Source organism: Streptomyces coacervatus (genome assembly GCF_029223485.1).
In the GTDB taxonomy this organism is placed as follows: Bacteria; Actinomycetota; Actinomycetes; order Streptomycetales; family Streptomycetaceae; genus Streptomyces; species Streptomyces coacervatus.
Map to the genome: position 1 here is coordinate 148,964 of NZ_JARHTP010000022.1, position 21,328 is coordinate 170,291.

The 21,328-nt window shown below is 69.2% G+C and carries 17 protein-coding genes and 1 pseudogene; 10 read left to right on the forward strand and 8 right to left on the reverse strand.

Annotated features, from left to right (window positions below; genetic code table 11):
- Positions 1-26: 26 nt before the first annotated feature.
- From P2Q00_RS41310 to P2Q00_RS41320, 3 genes are all read right to left on the reverse strand, one after another.
- Positions 27-2,249: a HelD family protein gene (locus tag P2Q00_RS41310; RefSeq protein ID WP_275779840.1), complete on the reverse strand. Its 2,223-nt coding sequence runs from the start codon at positions 2,247-2,249 to the stop codon at positions 27-29.
- 173 nt (positions 2,250-2,422) lie between these two features.
- Positions 2,423-2,737 carry a thioredoxin family protein gene (locus tag P2Q00_RS41315; protein WP_275779842.1) on the reverse strand — a complete coding sequence of 105 codons (315 nt, stop codon included), beginning with the start codon at positions 2,735-2,737 and terminating at the stop codon, positions 2,423-2,425.
- A gap of 14 nt (positions 2,738-2,751) precedes the next feature.
- Positions 2,752-3,135, reverse strand: a complete 384-nt coding sequence (locus P2Q00_RS41320) for a MerR family transcriptional regulator (protein WP_275779797.1) — start codon at positions 3,133-3,135, stop codon at positions 2,752-2,754.
- Between the two features lie 285 nt (positions 3,136-3,420).
- Between P2Q00_RS41320 and P2Q00_RS41325 the strand changes: the two are divergent.
- Positions 3,421-3,568 (forward strand): annotated as a pseudogene (locus P2Q00_RS41325) (aldo/keto reductase); the annotation flags it as partial.
- Positions 3,569-3,768: 200 nt separating this feature from the next.
- On the opposite strand, the gene P2Q00_RS41330 reads toward P2Q00_RS41325, so the two are convergent.
- The 3 genes from P2Q00_RS41330 to P2Q00_RS41340 form a co-directional block, all read right to left on the reverse strand.
- The gene (locus P2Q00_RS41330) at positions 3,769-5,361 is read right to left on the reverse strand and encodes an AAA family ATPase (protein ID WP_275779798.1); all 1,593 of its coding nucleotides are present in this window, start codon (positions 5,359-5,361) and stop codon (positions 3,769-3,771) included.
- A gap of 100 nt (positions 5,362-5,461) precedes the next feature.
- Positions 5,462-6,244 (reverse strand): DUF2127 domain-containing protein, encoded by a 783-nt coding sequence (locus P2Q00_RS41335; protein WP_275779799.1) that lies wholly within the window; start codon positions 6,242-6,244, stop codon positions 5,462-5,464.
- A 154-nt stretch (positions 6,245-6,398) separates the two neighbouring features.
- Positions 6,399-7,808: a cation:dicarboxylate symporter family transporter gene (locus tag P2Q00_RS41340; RefSeq protein ID WP_425579607.1), complete on the reverse strand. Its 1,410-nt coding sequence runs from the start codon at positions 7,806-7,808 to the stop codon at positions 6,399-6,401.
- Between the two features lie 150 nt (positions 7,809-7,958).
- Between P2Q00_RS41340 and P2Q00_RS41345 the strand changes: the two genes are divergently transcribed.
- From P2Q00_RS41345 to P2Q00_RS41365, 5 genes are all read left to right on the forward strand, one after another.
- Positions 7,959-9,608 carry an ATP-binding protein gene (locus P2Q00_RS41345; protein WP_275779801.1) on the forward strand — a complete coding sequence of 550 codons (1,650 nt, stop codon included), beginning with the start codon at positions 7,959-7,961 and terminating at the stop codon, positions 9,606-9,608.
- Positions 9,605-10,291, forward strand: coding sequence for a response regulator (locus P2Q00_RS41350; RefSeq protein WP_275779802.1), 687 nt, complete (start codon positions 9,605-9,607; stop codon positions 10,289-10,291). The genes P2Q00_RS41345 and P2Q00_RS41350 overlap by 4 nt, the downstream gene beginning before the upstream one ends.
- 92 nt (positions 10,292-10,383) lie before the next feature.
- Positions 10,384-11,778, forward strand: coding sequence for an extracellular solute-binding protein (locus P2Q00_RS41355; protein WP_275779803.1), 1,395 nt, complete (start codon positions 10,384-10,386; stop codon positions 11,776-11,778).
- A gap of 16 nt (positions 11,779-11,794) precedes the next feature.
- Entirely contained in the window at positions 11,795-12,748 is a 954-nt protein-coding gene (locus tag P2Q00_RS41360; protein ID WP_275779804.1) for a carbohydrate ABC transporter permease, read from the forward strand.
- Between the two features lie 8 nt (positions 12,749-12,756).
- Positions 12,757-13,596 carry a carbohydrate ABC transporter permease gene (locus P2Q00_RS41365; RefSeq protein WP_275779806.1) on the forward strand — a complete coding sequence of 280 codons (840 nt, stop codon included), beginning with the start codon at positions 12,757-12,759 and terminating at the stop codon, positions 13,594-13,596.
- Between the two features lie 54 nt (positions 13,597-13,650).
- Here P2Q00_RS41365 and P2Q00_RS41370 read toward each other — a convergent pair whose 3' ends face one another.
- Entirely contained in the window at positions 13,651-14,091 is a 441-nt protein-coding gene (locus P2Q00_RS41370; protein ID WP_275779845.1) for a TIGR03618 family F420-dependent PPOX class oxidoreductase, read from the reverse strand.
- 196 nt (positions 14,092-14,287) lie between these two features.
- Here P2Q00_RS41370 and P2Q00_RS41375 point away from each other — a divergent pair, with 196 nt between their 5' ends.
- Positions 14,288-15,001, forward strand: coding sequence for a helix-turn-helix domain-containing protein (locus tag P2Q00_RS41375; protein ID WP_425579604.1), 714 nt, complete (start codon positions 14,288-14,290; stop codon positions 14,999-15,001).
- A 97-nt stretch (positions 15,002-15,098) separates the two neighbouring features.
- On the opposite strand, the gene P2Q00_RS41380 is transcribed toward P2Q00_RS41375, so the two are convergent.
- Positions 15,099-16,124 carry an ATP-dependent 6-phosphofructokinase gene (locus P2Q00_RS41380; protein WP_275779808.1) on the reverse strand — a complete coding sequence of 342 codons (1,026 nt, stop codon included), beginning with the start codon at positions 16,122-16,124 and terminating at the stop codon, positions 15,099-15,101.
- A 265-nt stretch (positions 16,125-16,389) separates the two neighbouring features.
- Here P2Q00_RS41380 and pta point away from each other — a divergent pair, with 265 nt between their 5' ends.
- From pta to pyk, 3 genes are all read left to right on the forward strand, one after another.
- Complete coding sequence (gene pta / locus P2Q00_RS41385) at positions 16,390-18,489, forward strand: phosphate acetyltransferase (protein ID WP_275779809.1); 2,100 nt, start codon at positions 16,390-16,392, stop codon at positions 18,487-18,489.
- Positions 18,486-19,700: an acetate kinase gene (locus P2Q00_RS41390; RefSeq protein ID WP_275779810.1), complete on the forward strand. Its 1,215-nt coding sequence runs from the start codon at positions 18,486-18,488 to the stop codon at positions 19,698-19,700. Before pta ends, P2Q00_RS41390 begins: the two co-directional genes overlap by 4 nt.
- Positions 19,701-19,809: 109 nt before the next feature.
- A complete protein-coding gene (gene pyk, locus P2Q00_RS41395; RefSeq protein WP_275779812.1) occupies positions 19,810-21,243 on the forward strand; it encodes a pyruvate kinase in 1,434 nt (477 codons plus the stop codon).
- The last annotated feature ends 85 nt before the right edge of the window (positions 21,244-21,328 follow it).

Below are 21,328 nucleotides of genomic sequence, written 5' to 3' on the forward strand. Positions count from 1 at the left end.
TCAGCCCCTCCGGCGAAACCCGCTGCTCACACGAACGCGTCGGCCAGCGCCCTCGGCAGCGCCCGGCTGTGCAACACCCCCAGCCGCTGCGTAGCCCGAGTCAGCGCGACATACAGGTCACTGGTCCCGTACAGCCCCGGCTCGACAACCAGCACAGAGTCGAACTCCAGCCCCTTCGCCTGCCGAGGATCAAGCAGCACAACCCCCCGCGTCAGATCGGGCTCACCCCCCGCAGTCACCCCGTCCAGCCGCGCAGCCAGCCTCCGATGCAGATGCCGAGGCGCAATCACCGCGACCCGCCCCTCCGCAGGCGTCAACTCCTCCACCGCCTTGGCCACGGCATCCGGCAGATCATCCACAGCCCGCACCCACGGCCGTACCCCAGTGGACCGCACCGAACTGGGCGGCTCAAAGCCCGGCTGCTCGGCCCGCACCACAGCCGCCGCAACCTCCATGATCTCGGCCGGAGTCCGGTAGTTGACACCCAGCCGGGCATGCTCCCACCGATCCCCCACATACGGATCGAGGATCCCCGCCCAGGACCCCACCCCCGCCGCCTCCGCGGTCTGCGCAGGATCCCCCACCAGCGTCATCGACCGCGTCGGACTGCGCCGCATCAGCAGCCGCCAGGCCATCGGCGACAGCTCCTGCGCCTCGTCCACGATGATGTGCCCGAACGCCCAGGTCCGGTCGGCCGCCGCCCGCTCCGCGGCGCTGCGGTGGTCGTCCTCCTCGTGCCGCTCGGCGAACCGTTCGGCGTCGATGATGTCGTGCGCGGACAGGACCTCGGAGTCCTCCGCGTCCTTGTCCTCGAACTCGTACGTACGCGAGGCGTACGAGACGTCCAGCACGCCCTGCGCATACGCGACCTGCGTCTCCCGCTCCCGCTCGGCCAGCGCCCGCGCCACCCGTTCGTCCACGCCCAGCAGTTCGGCGGCCTCGTCCAGCAGCGGTACGTCGGCCACCGTCCACGCCCGCGTCACCGGCCGGCGGATCGCGGCCGCGTCCTCGTCGGGGAGATAGCCGACCGGATCGGCGAGGAAGTCCGCCACCAGGCGCTGCGGGGTCAGCCGCGGCCACAACTGGTCGATGGCGGCCCAGACTTCGGGGTTCTCGGCGATCTCGTCACGGATCTGCGTGATGTCGCTCGGGTCCAGCAGACTACTGCCGTCGAAGGGGTCGGTCCCGACCCGCTCGGCGTACAGCTCGGTGAGCGTGTTGAGGATGTGCCCCTCGAAGTGCTCACGGGCCACGTTGTGCGGCAGGTTGGCTTCGCGAGTGCGCTCGCGGGCGACCCTCACCAGTCCGTCGTCGAGCATCAGGATCTCCCGGTCGTGCTCGATGGCGATCACCGGGTCGGGCAGCGCCTGCCAGTCGCGTACGACCTCGGCGAGCACCTCCGCCATGTCGGCGCGGCCCTTCACCGCGGCCGCCGCACGCGTGTCGCTCGCCGTCGCCTTCACACCGGGGAACAGCTCCCCGACCGTGGCGAGCAGCACGCCCGTCTCGCCGAGCGAGGGCAGCACCTCGCCGATGTAGCCGAGGAAGGCGGGGTTGGGGCCGACGATGAGGACGGCCCGCTTGGCGAGCAACTCCCGGTGCTCGTACAGCAGATACGCGGCCCGGTGCAGGGCGACGGCGGTCTTGCCGGTGCCCGGACCGCCCTCGACCACCAGCACACCCCGGTACGGCGCCCGGATGATCTCGTCCTGCTCGGCCTGGATGGTCTGCACGATGTCGTTCATACGGCCGGTGCGCGCGGAGTTGAGCGCGGCCAGCAGCACGGCGTCGCCGGTCGGGTCCTCGTGGCCGGTCCGCTCCTGGTCCCCCAGGTCGAGGATCTCGTCGTGCAGGGCGGTGACCCGGCGCCCCTCGGTGGTGAGATGCCGGCGCCGGCGCAGGCCCATCGGGGTGTGGCCGGTGGCCAGGTAGAAGGGACGGGCGACGTCGGCACGCCAGTCGATCAGGATCGGCGTGCGCTCGGCGTCGTCCGTGCGCAGCCCGATACGGCCGATGTGGTGCTTCGTCTCCGACGTGAGGTCGATCCGGCCGAAGCACAGCGAACCGTCGACGGCGTTCAGCGCCGCCAGCAGCCCGGACCGCTCGGCGACCAGGATGTCCCGCTCCAGCCGCGCCTGCATGGGTGTGTTGCCCTGCGCGAGCGCATCGTTGACGCCGGCCTCGGTGTGCCCGCGCAGGGCGTCCACGCGCGCGTACAGAGCGTCGATGAATTCCTGTTCCCTGCGAATTTCATCGCTGTTTGACAATTCCACTCCCGGGCAGATACAATGACGCCAGTTGAACTTCTTTGCGACTCAATCCCCTTGAAGTCGCGAATCATTAAACTTACACAGAGAAATCCCCCGAGCGCAATTGCTCGGGGGATTTCTTATGTACTGCGTGAGCTCTGTGCCGCGTGAACTCAGAGGACGTCCGCCAGCTCCGCCAGCAGCCGCCGCTTGGGCCGGGCCCCCACCATCGACTTCACGGGCTCACCGCCCCGGAACACCATGAACGTCGGCATCGACAGCACCTTGTAGGCGTTCGTCGTCTCCGGATTGGTGTCCACGTCCAGCTGGACCACCTTGAGCCGCTCGCCCTCCTCCGCGGCGAGGGCACGGAGCACCGGCCCCATCTGCCGGCACGGCGGGCACCAGTCCGCCGTGAACTCCACCAGCACGGGCAGCTCGGATCGGATCACCTCCGCCGCGAAATCCTCGTCCGTCACGTCCGTCACGTCCGTCACATCGATCACAGTTCCTGCCCTCCCAGTTCGCACAACGGCGGTTCGTCGGCCGACGCCAGCCGCACGGCGATCGTCGCCCGCACGGCCTGCAGCTCACCGATCAGCGCATCGAGTTCGTCCAGCTTGCGCCGGTAGACCGCGAGCGAGGCCGGGCAGGAGTCACCCTCCGGGTGCCCGGCCCGCAGGCACTCCACGAACGGCCGCGTCTCCTCCAGCTCGAACCCGAAGTCCTGCAGCGTCCGGATCTGCCGGAGCAGCTTCAGGTCGCTCTCGTCGTACGCCCGGTGTCCGAGCTCGTCGCGCCGCGCGGGCAGCAGCCCGCGCGACTCGTAGTACCTGAGCGTCCGCGTCGTGGTCCCGGCCCGTTCGGCCAGCTCGCCGATTCGCATGCGTACGACCGTACGACTTGACGCCGACGTCAGGGCAACAGCGGTTTCCGCTCCACCGGAGAGGTGAGCACGATCGAGGTCGTCGTGCGGCCCAGGGTGGAGACCTCTTCGAGGATCTCCTCCCGTGGTGCACCTCGGTGATCTCCGGGCGGTCGATCAGCTCCAGGGTGCGGGGATGTTTCAGGTTGTAGCCGCCGTGCGGGCCGACCCGGATGAAACCTCGCCGCCCGGGCCCTCGCCACCTACGGCGGCAACACGGCCGACGTGCTGGTGGCCACGAAGGGCCACCGGATCCTCGGCGACCGCCTGGTCTCCGTACAGAACCAGTACTCGCCCGCTGTACGGGACAGCGAGGCCGAGTTGCAGCTGTGCGCCGATCTGGGGCTCGCGTTCCTGCCCTGGAACCCGCTGGGCGGCATCTCCCGCAGCTCCCTGGACGGGCCGTCGAGGAGCGAGGGCGAGGTGCGCTTCGGGGCCAAGCGGCCGGCAGCGCCCCCCAAAGGGGCGCGGGGAACTGCGCGACCAGCCACGATGGTGCCGCAGACGAAAATCGGCACATCGCGGCACATCCAGCGGAGCGCCTACGCGGTCGCGCCGGCCGGCTGAGGAGTCCCGCGTCCGGACGGCCACCCGTCAGCGGGGAGACCGGCCGGGGCGCGGGCCGAGCAGCCACTCCCCTGAAGGCGGTCCGCCATGGCCCCGCACGTCGGCGTCGTCGTCCTCGTCGTCCTCGTCCTGGGCCGAGAGCCATTCCTCGTCCTCGCTCCCGTCCCGCACCCCCAGCAGCCGGCGCGTGAGCCGGTCGCGGTCGGACAGGAGCTCGTCGAGGGCCTCGCGGACGTCGGCCGGTTCGGTGCGCGGCGACTCGCGTTCCGCCGCGATGAGCACCGACCGTCGTACGAGCTCCTTGGTGAAGGAGGCGGTCGTGCCCTCCGTGCGGGTCACCACCTCGTCGGCGATGTCCTGGTCGAGGCCGAGTGCGGCACCGTACAGGTCGAGGAGGGCGCGGCGGCCCTCCGCGTCCGGCAGCGGGATCTCGACGGCCAGGTCGACGCGGCCGGGGCGCTGGACGAGGGCCGGTTCCAGCAGGTCGGCGCGGTTGGTGGTGAGGAGGAAGGCGACGTCGGCGTCGTCGCCGAGGCCGTCCATCTCGTTCAGCACCTGGAAGAGCAGGGGCTGTTCGCCGCCGCCGTAGTCGCGGGCCTCGGCGATCAGGTCGCAGTCCTCGAGGACGACGAGCGCGGGCTGGAGCATACGGGCCAGGGCGCAGGCCGGGCCGATGGCCTCGATGCTCTCGCCGGACAGGATCACCGCCGTGAACTGCGGGAGGTGGGAGAGGAGATAGCGGATCGTGTGGGTCTTGCCGGTGCCGGGAGGCCCGTAGAGGAGGAGGCCGCGGCGCAGGTGCTGGCCCGCGGCGCGCAGCTGTTCGCGGCGCCGGGCCACCCCCACGACCTGGCGTTCCACGCGCTCCAGGAGTCCGGCCGGGAGCACGATGTCGTCCCGGGTGAGGCCGGGGCGGCGGTGGAAGCGGAACGGGCCGAGGCCGTGGCCGAACTGGGAGCCCTCGAAGGAGAGGACCTGCCCGCGGAAGACGTTGTGCTCGCGCACGAGGGAGTCGAGCTCGGCGAGCAGGCGGTCCGCGAACTCCTTGTCCCCGGCGAGGACTTCGATCTCCACCTTGTTGCGTCCGTACTCGTCCTGCGGGCCGCGCAGCAGGACGGCGAAGCGTTCGTCGCCGTCCGCGCCCAGGTAGAACCCGCAGGAGACACAGGCCAGCTCCTCGTCGGGCGAGACCGGCATATGGGCGTAGTCGACGGCGCCGATCACGAAACGGTCGTAGCGGTCGGCGGCCTCGATGATGTCGCCGAGGGTGAGCTCGCCGTGGTGCTGGGCGCCGCGCATGCCGACCAGCTCGTAGGAACGGCCGTCGGCCGCGAACCAGCGCTCCAGGGCGAGATGGACGTTGGGCAGGTCGAACGGCGCGTACGCGGCCTTGACCACCGGGCGGTCCGTCGGCGCCGACCCCAGGTGCTCGCGCAGCCGCTTGGCGAGGTCGCGGCTGCCGTCGGCGTCGGTGCGCTTGGGGCGGGCGACCGCCATCAGGAACTCGTGGAACAGCTCGTTGACCCGCTCCAGCGAGAGCGGAGAGGGCTCGCGCTCCGCGCCGTAGCGCCTCTTGTACTCGTCCGTGCTGAGGATCTCCAGCCCGTCGGGCTCCCCCATGTCCGCCTCCGTGTGGTCGACCGCGCACCCCGAGGCTCTCCAGCCTGGGGGCGAACGGGCGCACGGGTCAAAGGATTTGGGGCAGGTCTCCCCGAACGGCTCAGAGGGCCCGGGCGGTGTGTGCCGGCACCCCGGCGGACTCCTCGACCTCCAGCAGCGACGCGCTCTCCCGCTCCTCCTCGAACGCCTTACGGCCGCCCCGGAGCCCGAACAGCCGCTTGGCGAGGGCGATGTAGAGGACGGCGAGGATGTTGAGGACCAGCGTGCCGATCTTCAACCAGCTGATGTGCTCGGTGAGTTCGTAGATCTCCAGAGGGAGGAAGGCGGCGGTGGCGACCACCGTGAGGTACTCCGCCCAGCGCTTGGCGTACCAGAGGCCGACCGCCTCGACGAGCTCGATCAGGGCGTACGCCAGCAGAAGTGCGGCCACCAGCAACAGAGTCGAGTGCTTGTAGCCGAAGGTCTTCTGTATCGTGCCGACGATCGGCGAGTGGTCGAGGTCGTAGTGGAAGTGCCGGAAGACGGGCCGGAAGACGTCGAGGTACTCGTCGAAGAGCCGGCGCACCGAGTCCTGGCTGTTGCTGAACTTCCACACGGCCAGCGCCACCAGCACGATGAACACGCCGCGCACGGCCCGCTCGATGGCCAGGAAGCGCAGGATGAACAGGTCGCGCAGGACCTTGCCGCGCGGCACGAGCGGCGCGTGGTCCGCCGGTCCGGAGCCGTGCGGCTCGCCCAGTACGAAGTCGCCGCAGCGCAGACAGCGCCAGACGTCCCCGAGGGCGGTCTCGGCGTGCAACCGCGCGCGCAGGCGGGGGTCGTCCGGCGCATAGGTGACGTGCCCCTTGCGGGCACACGTGCGCCGATCCCAGTCGATCTTCATCCCCCGTGCCTCCTGCCAAAAGAACGTGCCGCGCCGGTACACGACCGGCGCGGCAGGCTAGCTGACGAAGGTAAGAGGTGGGTGAGGATCGACGGAGAGGCCGGGCGGCTGAGCGACGGGGGGACACCCAGCCGCCCGGCGGTTTGGTGGCGGACTACGCCTTCGCCAGTTCCTTCTCGCCGCCCTGCTCGGGCACCTCGGCGAGGGGCTGTACGTCCTCGTCCAGCAGGGTCGTCTCGTCGAAGGGCAGCTCACCCGCGAGGACCCGGTTGACGCGGTCCTTGTCGATCTCCTTGGTCCAAGTGCCGATCAGGACGGTGGCCACCGAGTTGCCCGCGAAGTTCGTCAGGGCGCGGGCCTCGCTCATGAAGCGGTCGATGCCGACGATCAGGCCGACACCGTCCACCAGGGCGGGCTTGTGCGACTGCAGACCGCCGGCCAGGGTCGCGAGGCCGGCGCCGCTGACGCCCGCCGCGCCCTTGGAGGCGAGCAGCAGGAAGAGCAGCAGCGGGATCTGCTCGCCGATCGCCATCGGCGTACCCATGGCGTCGGCGATGAACAGCGAGGCCATGGTCATGTAGATCATGGTGCCGTCGAGGTTGAAGGAGTACCCGGTCGGGACGGTGATGCCGACCACCGACTTGCTGACACCGAGGTGCTCCATCTTCGCGATCAGCCGCGGCAGCGCGGACTCGGAGGAGGAGGTCGACAGGATCAGCAGGAACTCACGGCCCAGGTACTTGAAGAGCGTGAAGATGTTGAGCCCGGCGACGATCCGCAGCAGGGCACCGAGCACGATGAAGACGAAGAGGAAGCAGGTGACGTAGAAGCCGAGCATCAGGATGGCCAGCTGCTTCAGCGCGCCGAGACCCGCAGACCCGGTGACGGCGGCGATTGCACCGAAGGCACCGACGGGGGCGGCCCACATCACCATGCCGAGGATGCGGAAGACGAGCTTCTGGAGGTGCTCCACACCGCGCAGGATCGGCTGTCCGGCCGAGCCCATGGCCTGCAGGGCGAAGCCGGTGAGCAGGGCGACCAGCAGGGTCTGCAGCACCTGCTGCTGGGTGAAGGCCGAGATGAAGGTCGTCGGGATGATCGACAGCACGAAGTCGACCGGCGGCAGCGCCTCACTGTCCACCTGGTCGTGCCCGGTGGCCTTGATCGCGTCGGTGATGTGCAGCCCGTCGCCCGGGTGCAGGATGTTGCCGACGACCAGGCCGATGGTCAGCGCCACCAGCGACATCGCCACGAAGTAGCCGAGCGCGATGCCGCCGACGGCGCCGACCTTGGCGGCCTTCCGCACGGAACCGATGCCGATCACGATCGTGCAGAAGATGATCGGCGAGATCATCATCTTGATCAGGTTCACAAAGCCCGTACCGAGCGGCTTGAGCTGGACGCCCGCGTCCGGCCAGATCAGGCCCACGGCGATACCGAGCGCCACCGCGGCGATCACGGCGAGGTAGAGATAGTGGGTGCGGTCCCGCTTGGCGGCGGGTGCGGCAGGTGCCGTAGGGGCTGTGGCGGCCACGGCTGCCCTCCTTGACGACGTCGTCGGCATCATCCGGCGTGCGGCTCACGACCGGCGGAACCCGGAGTGCGGCTCGCATCCGGGGGTTATGGGGAATGCCGTGACTATGTCCGACCCTGTGAGGGCGGTCACCCTTCCGTTCATTTAGTTCACGCTTAACCGGCGAGGCACACTGACGACATGCGCATCCCCGTCCCGCGACCCCGCAGCCTGGCAGGCCAGCTCTTCGCCATGCAGGCCGTGCTGATAGCGGTCGTCGTCGCCGGATATGCGCTGTTCACATACGTCAGCGACCAGCGCCAGGCCGAGGATGCCGCGCGCCGCCAGGCCACGGCGGTGGCCCGCTCCGTCGCGGACTCGCCCTCCGTGCGGGAGGCGATCGGTACGGCGGATCCGACGGCCCGGCTGGAGGCGTACACGCTGCAGGTCCAGCGGGACACCGGGGTCGACTTCATCACGATCATGAACCCCGAGGGCATCCGCTGGACCCACCCGGACCGGACGCAGATCGGCAAGCGTTTCCTCGGCCACATCGCTCCCGCCCAGCACGGCCACACCTTCACCGAGACGTACACGGGCACGCTCGGCGCGTCCTGGCGTGCCGTGACGCCGGTGTGGAACGGCAACCGGGTCATCGGCCTGGTCAGCGCCGGCATCAAGGTGGAGGCGATCAGCCAGCGGGTGCAGGACCAGCTGACGGCCCTGATCGGCGTCGCGGCCGGTGCGCTCGGCCTCGGCGCCATCGGCACCTACGTCGTCAATGCCAGGCTGCGCCGGCACACCCATGGCATGAACGCGGCCGAGCTCAGCCATATGCACGACTACCACCAGGCCGCACTGCACGCGGTGCGGGAGGGGCTGCTGATGCTGGACGGGCAGTACAGGGTGGCTCTGATCAACGACGGCGGCCGGGAGCTGCTCGGCGTCGGCCCCGAGGAGGACGTGGTCGGGAAGTCGGTGGCGGACCTGGGGCTGCCCGGCCCGCTGACGGGGGCGCTGCTGGCGTCGGAGCCCCGGGTGGACGAGGTGCATCTCACCGCGGACCGCGTCCTCGTCGTCAACACGTCCCCGGTGTCGGGCGGTGAGCGGCGCGGCACCGTGGCCACGCTCCGCGATGTGACCGAACTCCAGTCCCTGATGGGCGAGTTGGACTCCGAGCGCGGCTTCACGCAGGCTCTGCGGTCCCAGGCGCACGAGGCGGCGAACCGCCTGCACACGGTGGTGTCGCTGATCGAGCTCGGCCGGGCCGAGGAGGCCGTGGACTTCGCTACGGCCGAACTGGAGCTGGCCCAGGCGCTGACCGACCAGGTGGTGGCGGCGGTGAGCGAACCCGTGCTGGCGGCCCTGCTGCTCGGCAAGACCGCGCAGGCCAATGAGCGGGGCGTGGAGCTGGTGGTGTCGCAGGACAGCCGCCTGGACGACGGCCTGCTCCCGGAGACCCTCCCGGCCCGCGACCTGGTGACGATCCTCGGCAATCTGATCGACAACGCGGTGGACGCGGCCCAGGGCAGTATCGGCGCCCGGGTGACGGTGACGGCGTACGCGGAGGGCACCGAGCTGGTGATGCGGGTCGCGGACACCGGTACGGGGGTGGATCCCGCCCATGCCGAGCTGGTATTCCAACGGGGGTTCTCGACGAAGCCGGCCGGTCCGGGCGGGCGCGGTCTGGGGCTGGCACTGGCACGGCAGGCGGTCACCCGGCAGGAGGGCACGTTGACGGTGGCGGAGGGTCAGGAGGGCGGTGCGGTGTTCGAGGTACGGCTGCCTCTGGGTACGGCCGTCGGTCCTGCCGACGTGACCGGGCGCACCGCGGTGAGAGGTGACGTATGACGACCCAGCAGCCCATCCGCGTCCTGGTCGTGGAGGACGACCCGGTGGCCGCCGACGCGCATGTCATGTACGTCGGCCGGGTGCCGGGCTTCGTGGCCGTCGGCAAGGCGCACACGGGCGCGGAGGCGCGACGGCTGCTGGACCGTACGCCGGTGGATCTGCTGTTGCTGGACCTGCATCTGCCGGATGTGCACGGCCTGCAGTTCGCGCGGTCGCTGCGGGCGGCCGGGCACCACGCGGACGTGATCGCGGTGACGTCGGCGCGGGATCTGACCGTGGTGCGGGAGGGCGTCTCGCTGGGGGTCGTCCAGTACGTGCTGAAGCCGTTCACCTTCGCGACCCTGCGGGACCGGCTGGTCAGATACGCGGAGTTCCATGCGGCGGTGGGCGAGGCGAGCGGCCAGGACGAGGTGGACCGGGCACTGGCTTCACTGCGGGCGCCTTCGCCCGCGGCGCTGCCCAAGGGGCTGAGCGCGCCGACGCTGGAGCGGGTGACCGTGGCGCTGCGGGACTGCGGGGAGGGTCTGACCGCGGCGGGGCTGGCGGAAGCCGTGGGGATCTCTCGGATCACGGCCCGGCGCTATCTGGAGCATCTGGTGGATGCGGGGCGGGCGGCGCGGAATCCGCAGTACGGGACCGTGGGGCGGCCGGAGTTGCAGTATCGGTGGGTCACGAAGCAGTAGCTGCTGCACACTCATTGACCTGACTAGACCATTCCTCCTACGTTCACCGGGCAGCCATCTCGGCCGACAACGTCGTAGGCCCGTAGGAGGTCGTGCCCGTGCGCCCCACCGCCGCTCGCCCCCGCTCAACTGCCCCACTCACCGCCCTCGTTGCCCTCACCCTTGCCGCAGGCGCCCTCACGGCGTGTGGCAGTGGCTCCGGCAGCGACCCGAACACCCTCAAGGTCTCCTTCAAACAGTCCACGGACAACTCCATCAAGGTGATGGACGGCTTCCTCGCGGACATCAAGAAGCAGTTCGAGAAGAAGTACCCCGGCAAGAAGGTCGAACTCGTCCCGATCAAGGCCCCGGACTCGGAGTACTACACCAAGCTCCAGCAGATGCTCCGCTCCCCCAGGACCGCCCCCGACCTGGTCTACGAGGACACGTTCCTCATCAACTCGGACATCACCAGCGGGTACTTGAAGCCCCTGGACCCGTATCTCGACAAGTGGCCGGACTGGAACCAGTTCATCGGCACCGCGAAGAGCGCGGCCCAGGGCGAGGACGGCAAGACGTACGGCGTCCCGGACGGCACCGACACCCGCGGGCTCTGGTTCGACAAGGGCATCTTCAAGAAGGCCGGTCTGCCCGCGAACTGGCAGCCGAAGACCTGGGACGACGTCCTTGCCGCGGCCCGCACGATCAAGAAGAAGGTCCCGGGGGTCACCCCGATCAACGTGTACACCGGCAAACCCGCCGGTGAGGCCTCCACCATGCAGACCTTCGAGATGCTGCTCTACGGCACGACCGACAGCAGCACGGACCCCCTGTACGACAAGTCGTCGAAGAAGTGGATCGCCGGGAGCCAGGGCTTCAAGGACGCGCTCCAGTTCGTCGAGACGGTCTACAAGGAGAAGCTCGGCCCGGACGTGTCGGACGCCCTCGACCCCAACATCCAGACCATCGTGGCCGGCGATCTGCTGCCGAAGGGCAAGCTGGGCATCGCCCTCGACGGCTCATGGCTGCCGCAGGCCTGGCTGAAGGGCAGTGGCCACGAATGGCCGCAGTGGTCTAGCGAGTTGGGGCTGGCCTCCATGCCGACCCAGCACGGCCAGGCCCCCGGCAAGGTGAGCATGTCCGGCGGCTGGACCTGGGCGATCCCGTCCAAGGCGGGCAACTCCGACCTGGCCTTCGACTTCATCAAGCTGATGCAGACGAAGGCGAACGCCGAGAAGTGGTACATCGCCAACTCCGGTATCGCGGTACGGAAGGACGTCGCGAGCGACCCGTCGTACGCGACCGCCCAGCCCGGCATCAAGTTCTTCACAGATCTGGTGTCGAGCACCCACTACCGCCCGGCCTACCCGGCGTATCCCAAGGTCTCCACCGCCATCCAGGAGGCGATGGAGGGCGTGACGACGGGCGACATGTCCGTCGACAAGGCGGCGAGCGGCTATGACACCGCGCTCAAGGACGACACCGACAACCAGGTCGTCAACAAGTGAACGGCGGCGACCAGGCATGACCGCCGCCCCAGCACCGCACGCGGCGGGCGCGAAGGCGGCCAAGTCGCCCTCGCGCCCGCCCGCTTCGCCCGGGCAAAGGCCCCGCCGAAGGCTCCCCCGCACCCTCACCCGCCTCCTCCCCCTCTCCCCCGCCGTCGCCCTCCTGTTGCTCTTCCTGGCCGGCCCCATCGCCTACTGCGCCTACATCGCCTTCACCGACCTCCAGCTCACCGGACAGGCCCACTCGTCCTTCGTCGGCCTCGCCAACTTCCGCAAGGCCTTCAAGGACGCGGAGTTCCGCAACGCGGTATGGCTGACGGTGGTGTTCACGGTCGTGTCGTCGCTGCTCGGCCAGAACACCATCGGCCTGGCGCTGGCGGCGCTCATGCGGCGCGCGTCGAAGCCGGTCCGCACGCTGACAGGCGGCATTGTCATCACCGCATGGGTCCTGCCGGAGGTCGTCGCCGGCTTCCTCCTCTACGCCTTCTTCCGCCGCGAAGGCACCCTGAACGCCATCCTGGAGTGGCTCCATCTCCCGTCCCAGGACTGGCTGTTCACCCTCCCGATCCTGGCCGTGTCCTTCGCCAACGTGTGGCGCGGTACGGCCTTCTCGATGTTGGTCTATTCGGCGGCGCTGAACGAGATCCCCAAGGAGATCACCGAGGCGGCGGAGGTGGACGGCGCGGGCGGCTGGCGCCGGATGTGGCACATCACCCTTCCGATGATCCGCCGCTCCATCGGCACCAACCTGATGCTGAACACCCTGCAGACCCTGTCCGTCTTCGGCCTGATCTGGGTGATGACGAGAGGCGGCCCGGGCAACAGGAGCCAGACCCTCCCCCTCTTCATGTACGAACAGGCCTTCCAGAACAGCATGATCGGCTACGGCACCGCCGTCGCCCTGCTGCTGCTCCTGGTCGGCTCGCTGTTCTCGCTCGTATACCTGCGCCTGCTGCGGACGGAGCTCTGAAGGACACCATGGCCCGTACACTCGCCTCCCGCCGCAGAAGCCACCGACTGGCCGCCGACGCGGGCCTGTTGGCGGTGGCCGCCACCTTCGCGCTGCCGCTGGCGTGGGTGCTCCTGTCGTCAGTGGACCCGCACGCGGACCTCCGGGTGAAGGCCCCGGACGGCCTCACCTGGTCCAACTTCGACGCGATCCTGACCTCGGACATCACCTTCACACCGCTTCTCAACAGCCTGATCCTGTGCGGCGGCGCGACGCTGCTGACGGTGGTGTGCGCGGCCCTGGCGGCGTACCCGCTCTCCCGCTTCCGGTCACGGCTGAACCGCCCGTTCCTGCTCACCATCCTCTTCGCGACGAGCCTGCCCATCACGGCGATCATGGTGCCGGTGTACGCACTGTTCGTTCAGGTGAACCTGATCGACACCATGCAGGGCACGATCCTCTTCTTCGCCGCCTCCCAACTCCCCTTCGCCATCTGGCTGATGAAGAACTTCATGGACGGCGTGCCGAAGGAGCTGGAGGAGGCGGCGTGGACGGACGGGGCGTCGTCGCTCCAGTCGCTGGTACGCATCGTGCTGCCGCTGATGGGTCCGGGAGTGGCGGTGGTGACGGTGTTCTCGTTCGTGGTCATGTGGGGGAACTTCTTCGTCCCCTTCATGCTGCTGCTGACGCCCGACCAGATGCCGGCCTCCGTGAGCATCAACGAGTTCTTCGGGAACCGGGGGATGGTGGCGTACGGGCAGCTGGCGGCGTTCTCGATCGTCTACTCGACGCCGGTGATCCTGCTGTACGTGCTGATCGCCCGGCGGCTGGGCGGCGGGTTCGCACTGGGCGGGGCGGTCAAGGGATGAGCCCGCCCAAGAACCTGCTCAGGAACCGGCTCAAGAGCCTGCCCGGGAACCCGCTCACGCCTCCGGCAGCACGCCCGCCCGGAACGGCTCCACTCCCACGACCCGCCGCACCCGCACCGGCTCGATCAGCAGCATCACCCGCCGCTCCCCGGGCAGCAGCCACGGATACCGCTCCTGGCCGATGTACTTCCGCGCCAGCCGGTCCATGCCCCGCTCCGCCTCCTCCCCCTCCACGAACCGCACGACCCGCCCCCGGATCTCCGCCCGGTCGTACGGGTTCTCGGCGTCACGGTGCGACAGCGAGACGTTCGGATTGAGCCGCAGGTTGTCGATCTTCACACGGCCGATCGACGTATTGACCATGGCGTACTCGTCTTCGATGTCCGCCCACATGGGCGACACATGCGGCACCCCGTCCGGATCCACCGTCGCGAGATGCCAGAAGTTCGGCGCCAGCAGACGCTCGCGAATATGCCCCTCGAGCTTGACGTTCACAAAGTCACCGCCCTTCGGGCCGCCCGCCCGGACGGCTTCGCGCCATCCTCGCCAGCGCGCCCGCCCCACCGACAGACGATCTTCGGCCACCCCCGTACGGTCCGCACGGGTGGCCGAATCCGTACGTTCCTACAATCCGTGATCCTGGCCGAACAGACCGTAGTCACGGCGTCACCGCCCGCCTACGTTGTGCCCCGTGCACCAACGCCCCGCCCGCCGGCACCAGCCCGCCCCGCCCTTCGACGCCCCCGCCGCCCGCCGGCTCCGCTCCGCCCTCAACATGGGCCCCGAACATGTCGCCTACGGCCTGCGAGTCTCGTACGGGCTGCCCTATGTCTCCCCGGACCTCGTCCTCGCCTGGGAACGCGGAACGGTCGCCCCGTCCGGCGCCGAACTCTCCGCCCTCGCAGGCGTGTTGTGGTGCTCCCCCGGTGACATCATCGGCAGGCCCCGCACCCTGCGCGAACACCGCATCGCCCGTGGCCTCGCCCCGGAGGACATAGCCCGCACGGTCGGCCTCGAGTTCCTCGCCTATATGCACATGGAGGAGCACAACGCCTGGCGCGGCAACGAACGCCAGTCCGCCACGCTCGCCGACCTGCTCGACCTCTCGCTCCCGGACTTCGTCACCGTCACAGGACGCGAGGAGAAGCTGGCCGAGCAGCTGCGCAGCGCCGTGACCACACGCTGGCAGGCGTACGTCCGCCCGGTGGCCAAAACAGTGCCCCTGGACCGGCACCTCCTGGAGGACACCCTCCAGGCGCTGCACCAGGAGTACCAGGGGCAGATGGTCGCCTCGCTGAGCTGGGGCGACGGGAACGCGGCCAGCGATTCGAGCGACGCCGGCCGCGCGTTCCTGGACCGGATAGTCGACCACTTCTGGGCGGCCGTCCAGGACAACACCGGATGAGGCAGATCCAGCAGGTCCGGCAGGTTCGGCCGACCTAGAAGGTCTACAAGGTCTAGAGGGTCTACAAGGTCTAGAGGGTCTAGAAGGTCGGACCGTCCTAGAAGACCGACTCCGCCTCGTCCATCCGGTCCTTCGGGACCGTCTTCAGCTCGGTCACCGCCTCCGCCAGCGGCACCATCACGATGTCCGTCCCGCGCAGAGCCGTCATACGGCCGAACTCGCCCCGGTGCGCCGCCTCCACCGCATGCCAGCCGAAACGGGTGGCGAGGACGCGGTCGTAGGCGGTCGGGACGCCACCGCGCTGCACATGGCCGAGAATGACCGGCTTGGCCTCCTTGCCGAGCCGCCGCTCCAGCTCGTACGCCAGCGCCGTACCGATGCCCTGGAAGCGTTCGTGGCCGAACTTGTCGATGTCGCCCTTGCCGTAGTCCATGCTGCCCTCGGCGGGGTGGGCGCCCTCCGCCACGCACACGACCGCGAACTTCTTGCCGCGGGAGAAGCGCTCCTCGACCATCTTGACGAGGTCGGCCGGGTCGAAGGGGCGCTCGGGGAGGCAGATGCCGTGCGCGCCGGCCGCCATGCCGGATTCGAGGGCGATCCAGCCCGCGTGCCGGCCCATGACCTCGACGACCATCACGCGCTGGTGCGACTCGGCGGTCGTCTTCAGGCGGTCCATCGCCTCCGTGGCGACGCCCACGGCGGTGTCGAAGCCGAAGGTGCGGTCCGTCGACGAGATGTCGTTGTCGATCGTCTTCGGGACCCCGACCACCGGCAGGCCCGCGTCGGACAGCATCCGCGCGGCCGTGAGCGTGCCCTCGCCGCCGATCGGGATCAGGGCGTCGATGCCGAACTCGTGGATCATGTCGGAGGCGTTGTCGCAGGCCTCGCGCAGCCGGTCGCGCTCCAGGCGGGAGGAGCCGAGGATGGTGCCGCCGCGGGCCAGGATGCCGCCGACGGAGTCCAGGTCCAGGGTGCGGTAGCGGCTGTCCAGCAGCCCCGCGTACCCGTCCTCGAAGCCGATGACCTCGTCGTCGTACTGCGCGACCGCTCGGTGCACGACCGACCGGATCACTGCGTTCAGACCGGGGCAGTCGCCGCCGGCGGTGAGAACTCCGATGCGCATCGTGCTGTGTCTCCTGCTCGCTGTCGATACCGGTGAGCCAGCCCGGTGGTTGCGGTGAGCCGGTCCGATTGTTTCATGCCCGACAGGACGATATCCCTTCTGGGTTGTATGCCCCGATTGGCCCTATCGGGACGTCGGCTCCACCTCCGAGCCTGACGGGCGCCTTATCCAGCGCCAGGGGTATTGTCAAGAGGGTTCTGCTCACCTCGGTGGGCGATTTTTGTAACGCCGCAAGGAAAACGCCGCAAGGAAACGGAGAGCACGCGTGACGCGCAGCGTGTACGTGACCGGGATCGACCGCGGCGACGGCCGCCAGGTCGTGGAGCTGGGGGTCATGGAGCTCCTGACCAGGCAGGTCGACCGGGTCGGGGTGTTCCGGCCGCTCGTCCACCACCAGCCCGACCGCCTGTTCGAGCTGCTCCGCACCCGCTACCGGCTCTCCCAGGATCCGGCCACCGTCTACGGCATGGACTATCACGAGGCGTCCGCCCTGCAGGCGGAGCAGGGGACGGACGAACTGGTCTCCACCCTCGTCGAACGCTTCCATCTCGTCGCCCGCGACTACGAGGTCGTCCTCGTCCTGGGGACGGACTTCGCGGACACCCTGCTGCCGGACGAGCTCTCCCTGAACGCCCGGCTGGCGAACGAGTTCGGCGCGTCCGTGATCCCGGTGGTCGGGGGCCGGGGGCAGACGGCCGAGTCCGTGCTCGCCGAGACGCGCAACGCCTACCGCGCGTACGAGGGGCTGGGCTGCGACGTCCTGGCGATGGTGACGAACCGGGTCGCGCGCGAGGACCGGGAGGAGATCGCGAAGAAACTCGGCTCCCGCCTGCCCGTGCCGTGCTACGTCGTCCCGGACGAGCCCGCCCTCGCCGCCCCCACCGTCTCCCAGATCTCCCAGGCCCTAGGCGCCAAGGTCCTGCTCGGCGACGACTCGGGGCTGGCCCGCGACGCCCTGGACTTCGTCTTCGGCGGTGCGATGCTGCCGAACTTCCTGACCGCTCTGACCCCGGGCTGCCTGGTCGTCACCCCGGGCGACCGCGCCGACCTGGTCGTCGGCTCGCTCGCCGCGCACAGCGCCGGCACCCCGCCGATAGCGGGTGTGCTGCTCACCCTGAACGAGGTGCCGAGCGACGAGATCCTCACCCTCTCCGCCCGCCTCGCCCCAGGCACCCCGGTGCTCTCGGTGCCCGGCTACAGCTTCGCCACCGCCACCGAACTCTTCTCCCTGGAAGGGAAGTTGAACGCGGCGACGCCACGCAAGGCGGAGACCGCGCTCGGGCTCTTCGAGCGGTACGTCGACACCGGCGACCTTCTGCGGCGCGTCTCCGCGCCCAGCAGCGACCGCCTCACGCCGATGATGTTCGAGCACAAGCTGCTGGAGCAGGCCCGCTCCGACAGGCGGCGGGTCGTCCTCCCGGAGGGCACCGAGGAGCGCGTCCTGCACGCGGCCGAGGTGCTGCTGCGCCGCCGGGTCTGCGACCTCACCCTGCTCGGTCCGGTCGAGCAGATCCGCAAGAAAGCCGCCGACCTCGGCATCGACCTGGGCGAGTGTCAGCTGATCGACCCCGCCACCTCCGAACTGCGCGACTCCTTCGCCGAGAAGTACGCGCAGTTCAGGGCCCACAAGGGCGTGACGGTGGAGCTGGCGTACGACGTCGTCTCGGACGTCAACTACTTCGGCACGCTGATGGTCCAGGAGGGCCTCGCGGACGGCATGGTGTCGGGTTCGGTCCACTCGACGGCAGCGACCATCCGCCCCGCCTTCGAGATCATCAAGACCAAGCCGGACGCGGACATCGTCTCGTCGGTCTTCTTCATGTGCCTCGCCGACAAGGTCCTCGTCTACGGCGACTGCGCCGTGAACCCCGACCCGAACGCCGAGCAGCTGGCCGACATCGCCATCCAGTCGGCCGCCACCGCCGAGCAGTTCGGCGTGGAGCCGCGGATCGCGATGCTGTCGTACTCGACGGGTACGTCCGGCTCGGGCGCCGATGTCGACAAGGTGCGGGAGGCGACCGAGCTGGTGCGCTCGCGGCGCCCCGACCTGAAGATCGAGGGGCCGATCCAGTACGACGCCGCCGTGGAGCCGACCGTCGCGGCCACCAAGCTGCCGAGCTCCGAAGTCGCCGGGCAGGCAACGGTTCTGATCTTCCCTGACCTCAATACGGGTAACAACACCTACAAGGCCGTGCAGCGTTCGGCCGGCGCCATCGCCGTCGGACCGGTGCTGCAGGGTCTGCGCAAGCCGGTCAACGACCTGTCCCGGGGCGCTCTTGTCTCGGACATTGTGAACACTGTCGCCATCACTGCAATACAGGCCCAGACCCCGATCGCCCTTACCGAGAAGGCAACCGCCCAGTGAGTGCCACCCGCGTCCTCGTCCTCAACTCCGGCTCCTCGTCGGTGAAGTACCAGCTGCTCGACATGCGGGACAGCCGCCGGCTGGCCATGGGCCTCGTCGAGCGGATCGGCGAGGAGACCTCGCGGCTCAAGCACACGCTTCTCACGACCGGCGATTCCCGTGAGTGGAACGGGCCGATCGCCGACCACGAGGCCGCCCTGAAGGCCGTGTCGGAGGAACTGGCGAAGGACGGGCTGGGGCTGGACTCCCCCGAGCTCGCCGCGATCGGGCACCGGGTCGTGCACGGCGGGCAGACCTTCACCGAGCCGACCGTGATCGACGAGGCCGTGCTCACCGAGATCGAGCGGCTGATACCGGTGGCACCCCTGCACAACCCGGCCAACCTCACCGGCATCCGCACGGCCCAGGCCCTGCGGCCCGACCTCCCCCAGGTCGCCGTCTTCGACACCGCCTTCCACACGACAATGCCCGAGTCGGCCGCCCGCTACGCGATCGACCTGAAGACCGCCGACGAGCACCGGATCAGGCGGTACGGCTTCCACGGGACCTCGCACGCATACGTCTCCCGGGCCACCGCGGAACTGCTCGGCAAGGCGCCCGAGGAGGTCAACGTCATCGTGCTGCACCTCGGCAACGGCGCATCCGCCTCCGCCGTACGGGGCGGGAGGTGCGTGGACACCTCCATGGGGCTGACGCCTCTGGAAGGGCTTGTGATGGGTACGCGCTCCGGAGACCTGGATCCGGCCGTCATCTTCCATTTGATGCGTGTTGGCGGAATGTCCACGGACGAGATCGACACTCTTCTCAACAAGAAGAGCGGGTTGATCGGGCTGTGCGGTGACAACGACATGCGGGAGATACGTCGCCGGGTCGACGAAGGTGACGAAGAGGCGCAGCTCGCCTTCGACATCTACATTCACCGCCTGAAGAAGTACATCGGCGCCTATTACGCCGTACTCGGCCGGGTGGACGCGGTCGCCTTCACGGCGGGAGTCGGGGAGAACGCGAGCCCGGTGCGGGAGGCTGCCATTGCGGGCCTGGAGGAGCTGGGCCTGGCGGTGGACGGGGAGCTGAACGCCGTACGCAGTGGCGAACCGCGGCTGATCTCGCCCGCGCACGCGCGCGTGGCGGTCGCCGTGGTGCCGACCGACGAGGAACTGGAGATCGCCGCACAGACCTACGCACTGGTGGCAGTCGGAAAGAACAGCTGAAGAACTCTGAGGAATACACCGCAGTAACACGCCTGAGCGCGGACCCGCCCATTTGTATCTTCCGCCAGACGGAATATTCCGCGGCGAAACAAACCGATAGGATCGCCCCATGCGCCGTTCGAAAATCGTCTGTACTCTCGGCCCCGCGGTCGACTCCCACGAAATGCTGGTCTCGATGATCGAGGCCGGAATGAACGTGGCCAGGTTCAACTTCAGCCACGGCACCCACGCCGAGCACCAGGGCCGGTACGACCGCGTCCGGGCCGCGTCCAAGGAGACCGGCCGTGCCATCGGTGTCCTCGCCGACCTGCAGGGCCCGAAGATCCGTCTGGAGACCTTCGCCGAAGGCCCGGTCGAGCTCGAACGCGGTGACGAGTTCGTGATCACCACCGAGGACGTCCCGGGCGACAAGTCCATCTGCGGTACGACCTACAAGGGCCTGCCCGGTGACGTCGACCGCGGCGACCAGATCCTGATCAACGACGGCAACGTCGAGCTGAAGGTCCTGGACGTCGAGGGCCCGCAGGTGAAGACGATCGTCATCGAGGGCGGTGTCGTCTCCGACCACAAGGGCATCAACCTGCCCGGCGCGGCCGTCAATGTGCCGGCGCTGAGCGAGAAGGACGTCGAGGACCTCCGCTTCGCTCTCCGCATGGGCTGCGACATGGTCGCGCTGTCCTTCGTGCGGGACGCCAAGGACGTGGCCGACGTCCACAAGGTGATGGACGAGGAGGGCCGCCGGGTCCCCGTCATCGCCAAGGTGGAGAAGCCGCAGGCGGTGGACAACATGGAGGGCGTCGTGATGGCGTTCGACGCCGTCATGGTGGCCCGCGGCGACCTGGCCGTCGAGTACCCGCTCGAGAAGGTCCCGATGGTGCAGAAGCGGCTCATCGAGCTCTGCCGCCGCAACGCCAAGCCGGTGATCGTGGCGACCCAGATGATGGAGTCGATGATCACCAACTCCCGCCCCACGCGCGCCGAGGCGTCCGACGTCGCCAACGCGATCCTGGACGGCGCGGACGCGGTCATGCTGTCGGCGGAGTCGAGCGTGGGCGCCTACCCGGTCGAGACCGTGAAGACGATGTCGAAGATCGTCGTCGCGGCCGAGCAGGAGCTGATGAGCAAGGGCCTGCAGCCGCTCGTGCCGGGCAAGAAGCCGCGTACGCAGGGTGGTTCGGTCGCGCGTGCCGCCTGCGAGATCGCCGACTTCCTCGGCGGCCGGGGCCTGGTGGCCTTCACCCAGTCCGGCGACACCGCACGCCGTCTGTCGCGCTACCGCGCCCAGCAGCCGATCATCGCCTTCACCACCGACGAGAACACCCGCAACCAGCTCACCCTCAGCTGGGGCGTGGAGTCGCACGTGGTGCCGTTCGTGAACAGCACGGACGAAATGGTCGACATGGTCGACCAGGAGATCGCCAAGATCAACCGCTTCAACCCGGGCGAGATCGTCATCATCACCGCGGGCTCGCCCCCCGGCGTCCCCGGCACCACCAACATGCTCCGCGTCCACCACATCGCGGGCGGCAGCGGCAGCAACTGACCAGCGCCGTAAAGGCTGTTGTACGGCACTGAGGGCGCCCCCTGTGAAAGGGGGCGCCCTCAGTGTGTTGCGCGGCTCCCGAACG

Bases quoted from the DNA above. Each gene is read 5' to 3' on its own strand.
- P2Q00_RS41320 (WP_275779797.1), bottom strand. From the start codon at position 3,135: ATGCGAATCGGCGAGCTGGCCGAACGGGCCGGGACCACGACGCGGACG.
- P2Q00_RS41360 (WP_275779804.1), top strand. From the start codon at position 11,795: ATGACCGCCGCCCCAGCACCGCACGCGGCGGGCGCGAAGGCGGCCAAG.
- pyk (WP_275779812.1), top strand. From the start codon at position 19,810: ATGCGCCGTTCGAAAATCGTCTGTACTCTCGGCCCCGCGGTCGACTCC.
- P2Q00_RS41350 (WP_275779802.1), top strand. From the start codon at position 9,605: ATGACGACCCAGCAGCCCATCCGCGTCCTGGTCGTGGAGGACGACCCG.
- P2Q00_RS41380 (WP_275779808.1), bottom strand. From the start codon at position 16,124: ATGCGCATCGGAGTTCTCACCGCCGGCGGCGACTGCCCCGGTCTGAAC.
- P2Q00_RS41330 (WP_275779798.1), bottom strand. From the start codon at position 5,361: ATGGGGGAGCCCGACGGGCTGGAGATCCTCAGCACGGACGAGTACAAG.
- P2Q00_RS41365 (WP_275779806.1), top strand. From the start codon at position 12,757: ATGGCCCGTACACTCGCCTCCCGCCGCAGAAGCCACCGACTGGCCGCC.
- P2Q00_RS41340 (WP_425579607.1), bottom strand. From the start codon at position 7,808: ATGCCGACGACGTCGTCAAGGAGGGCAGCCGTGGCCGCCACAGCCCCT.
- P2Q00_RS41335 (WP_275779799.1), bottom strand. From the start codon at position 6,244: ATGAAGATCGACTGGGATCGGCGCACGTGTGCCCGCAAGGGGCACGTC.
- P2Q00_RS41345 (WP_275779801.1), top strand. From the start codon at position 7,959: ATGCGCATCCCCGTCCCGCGACCCCGCAGCCTGGCAGGCCAGCTCTTC.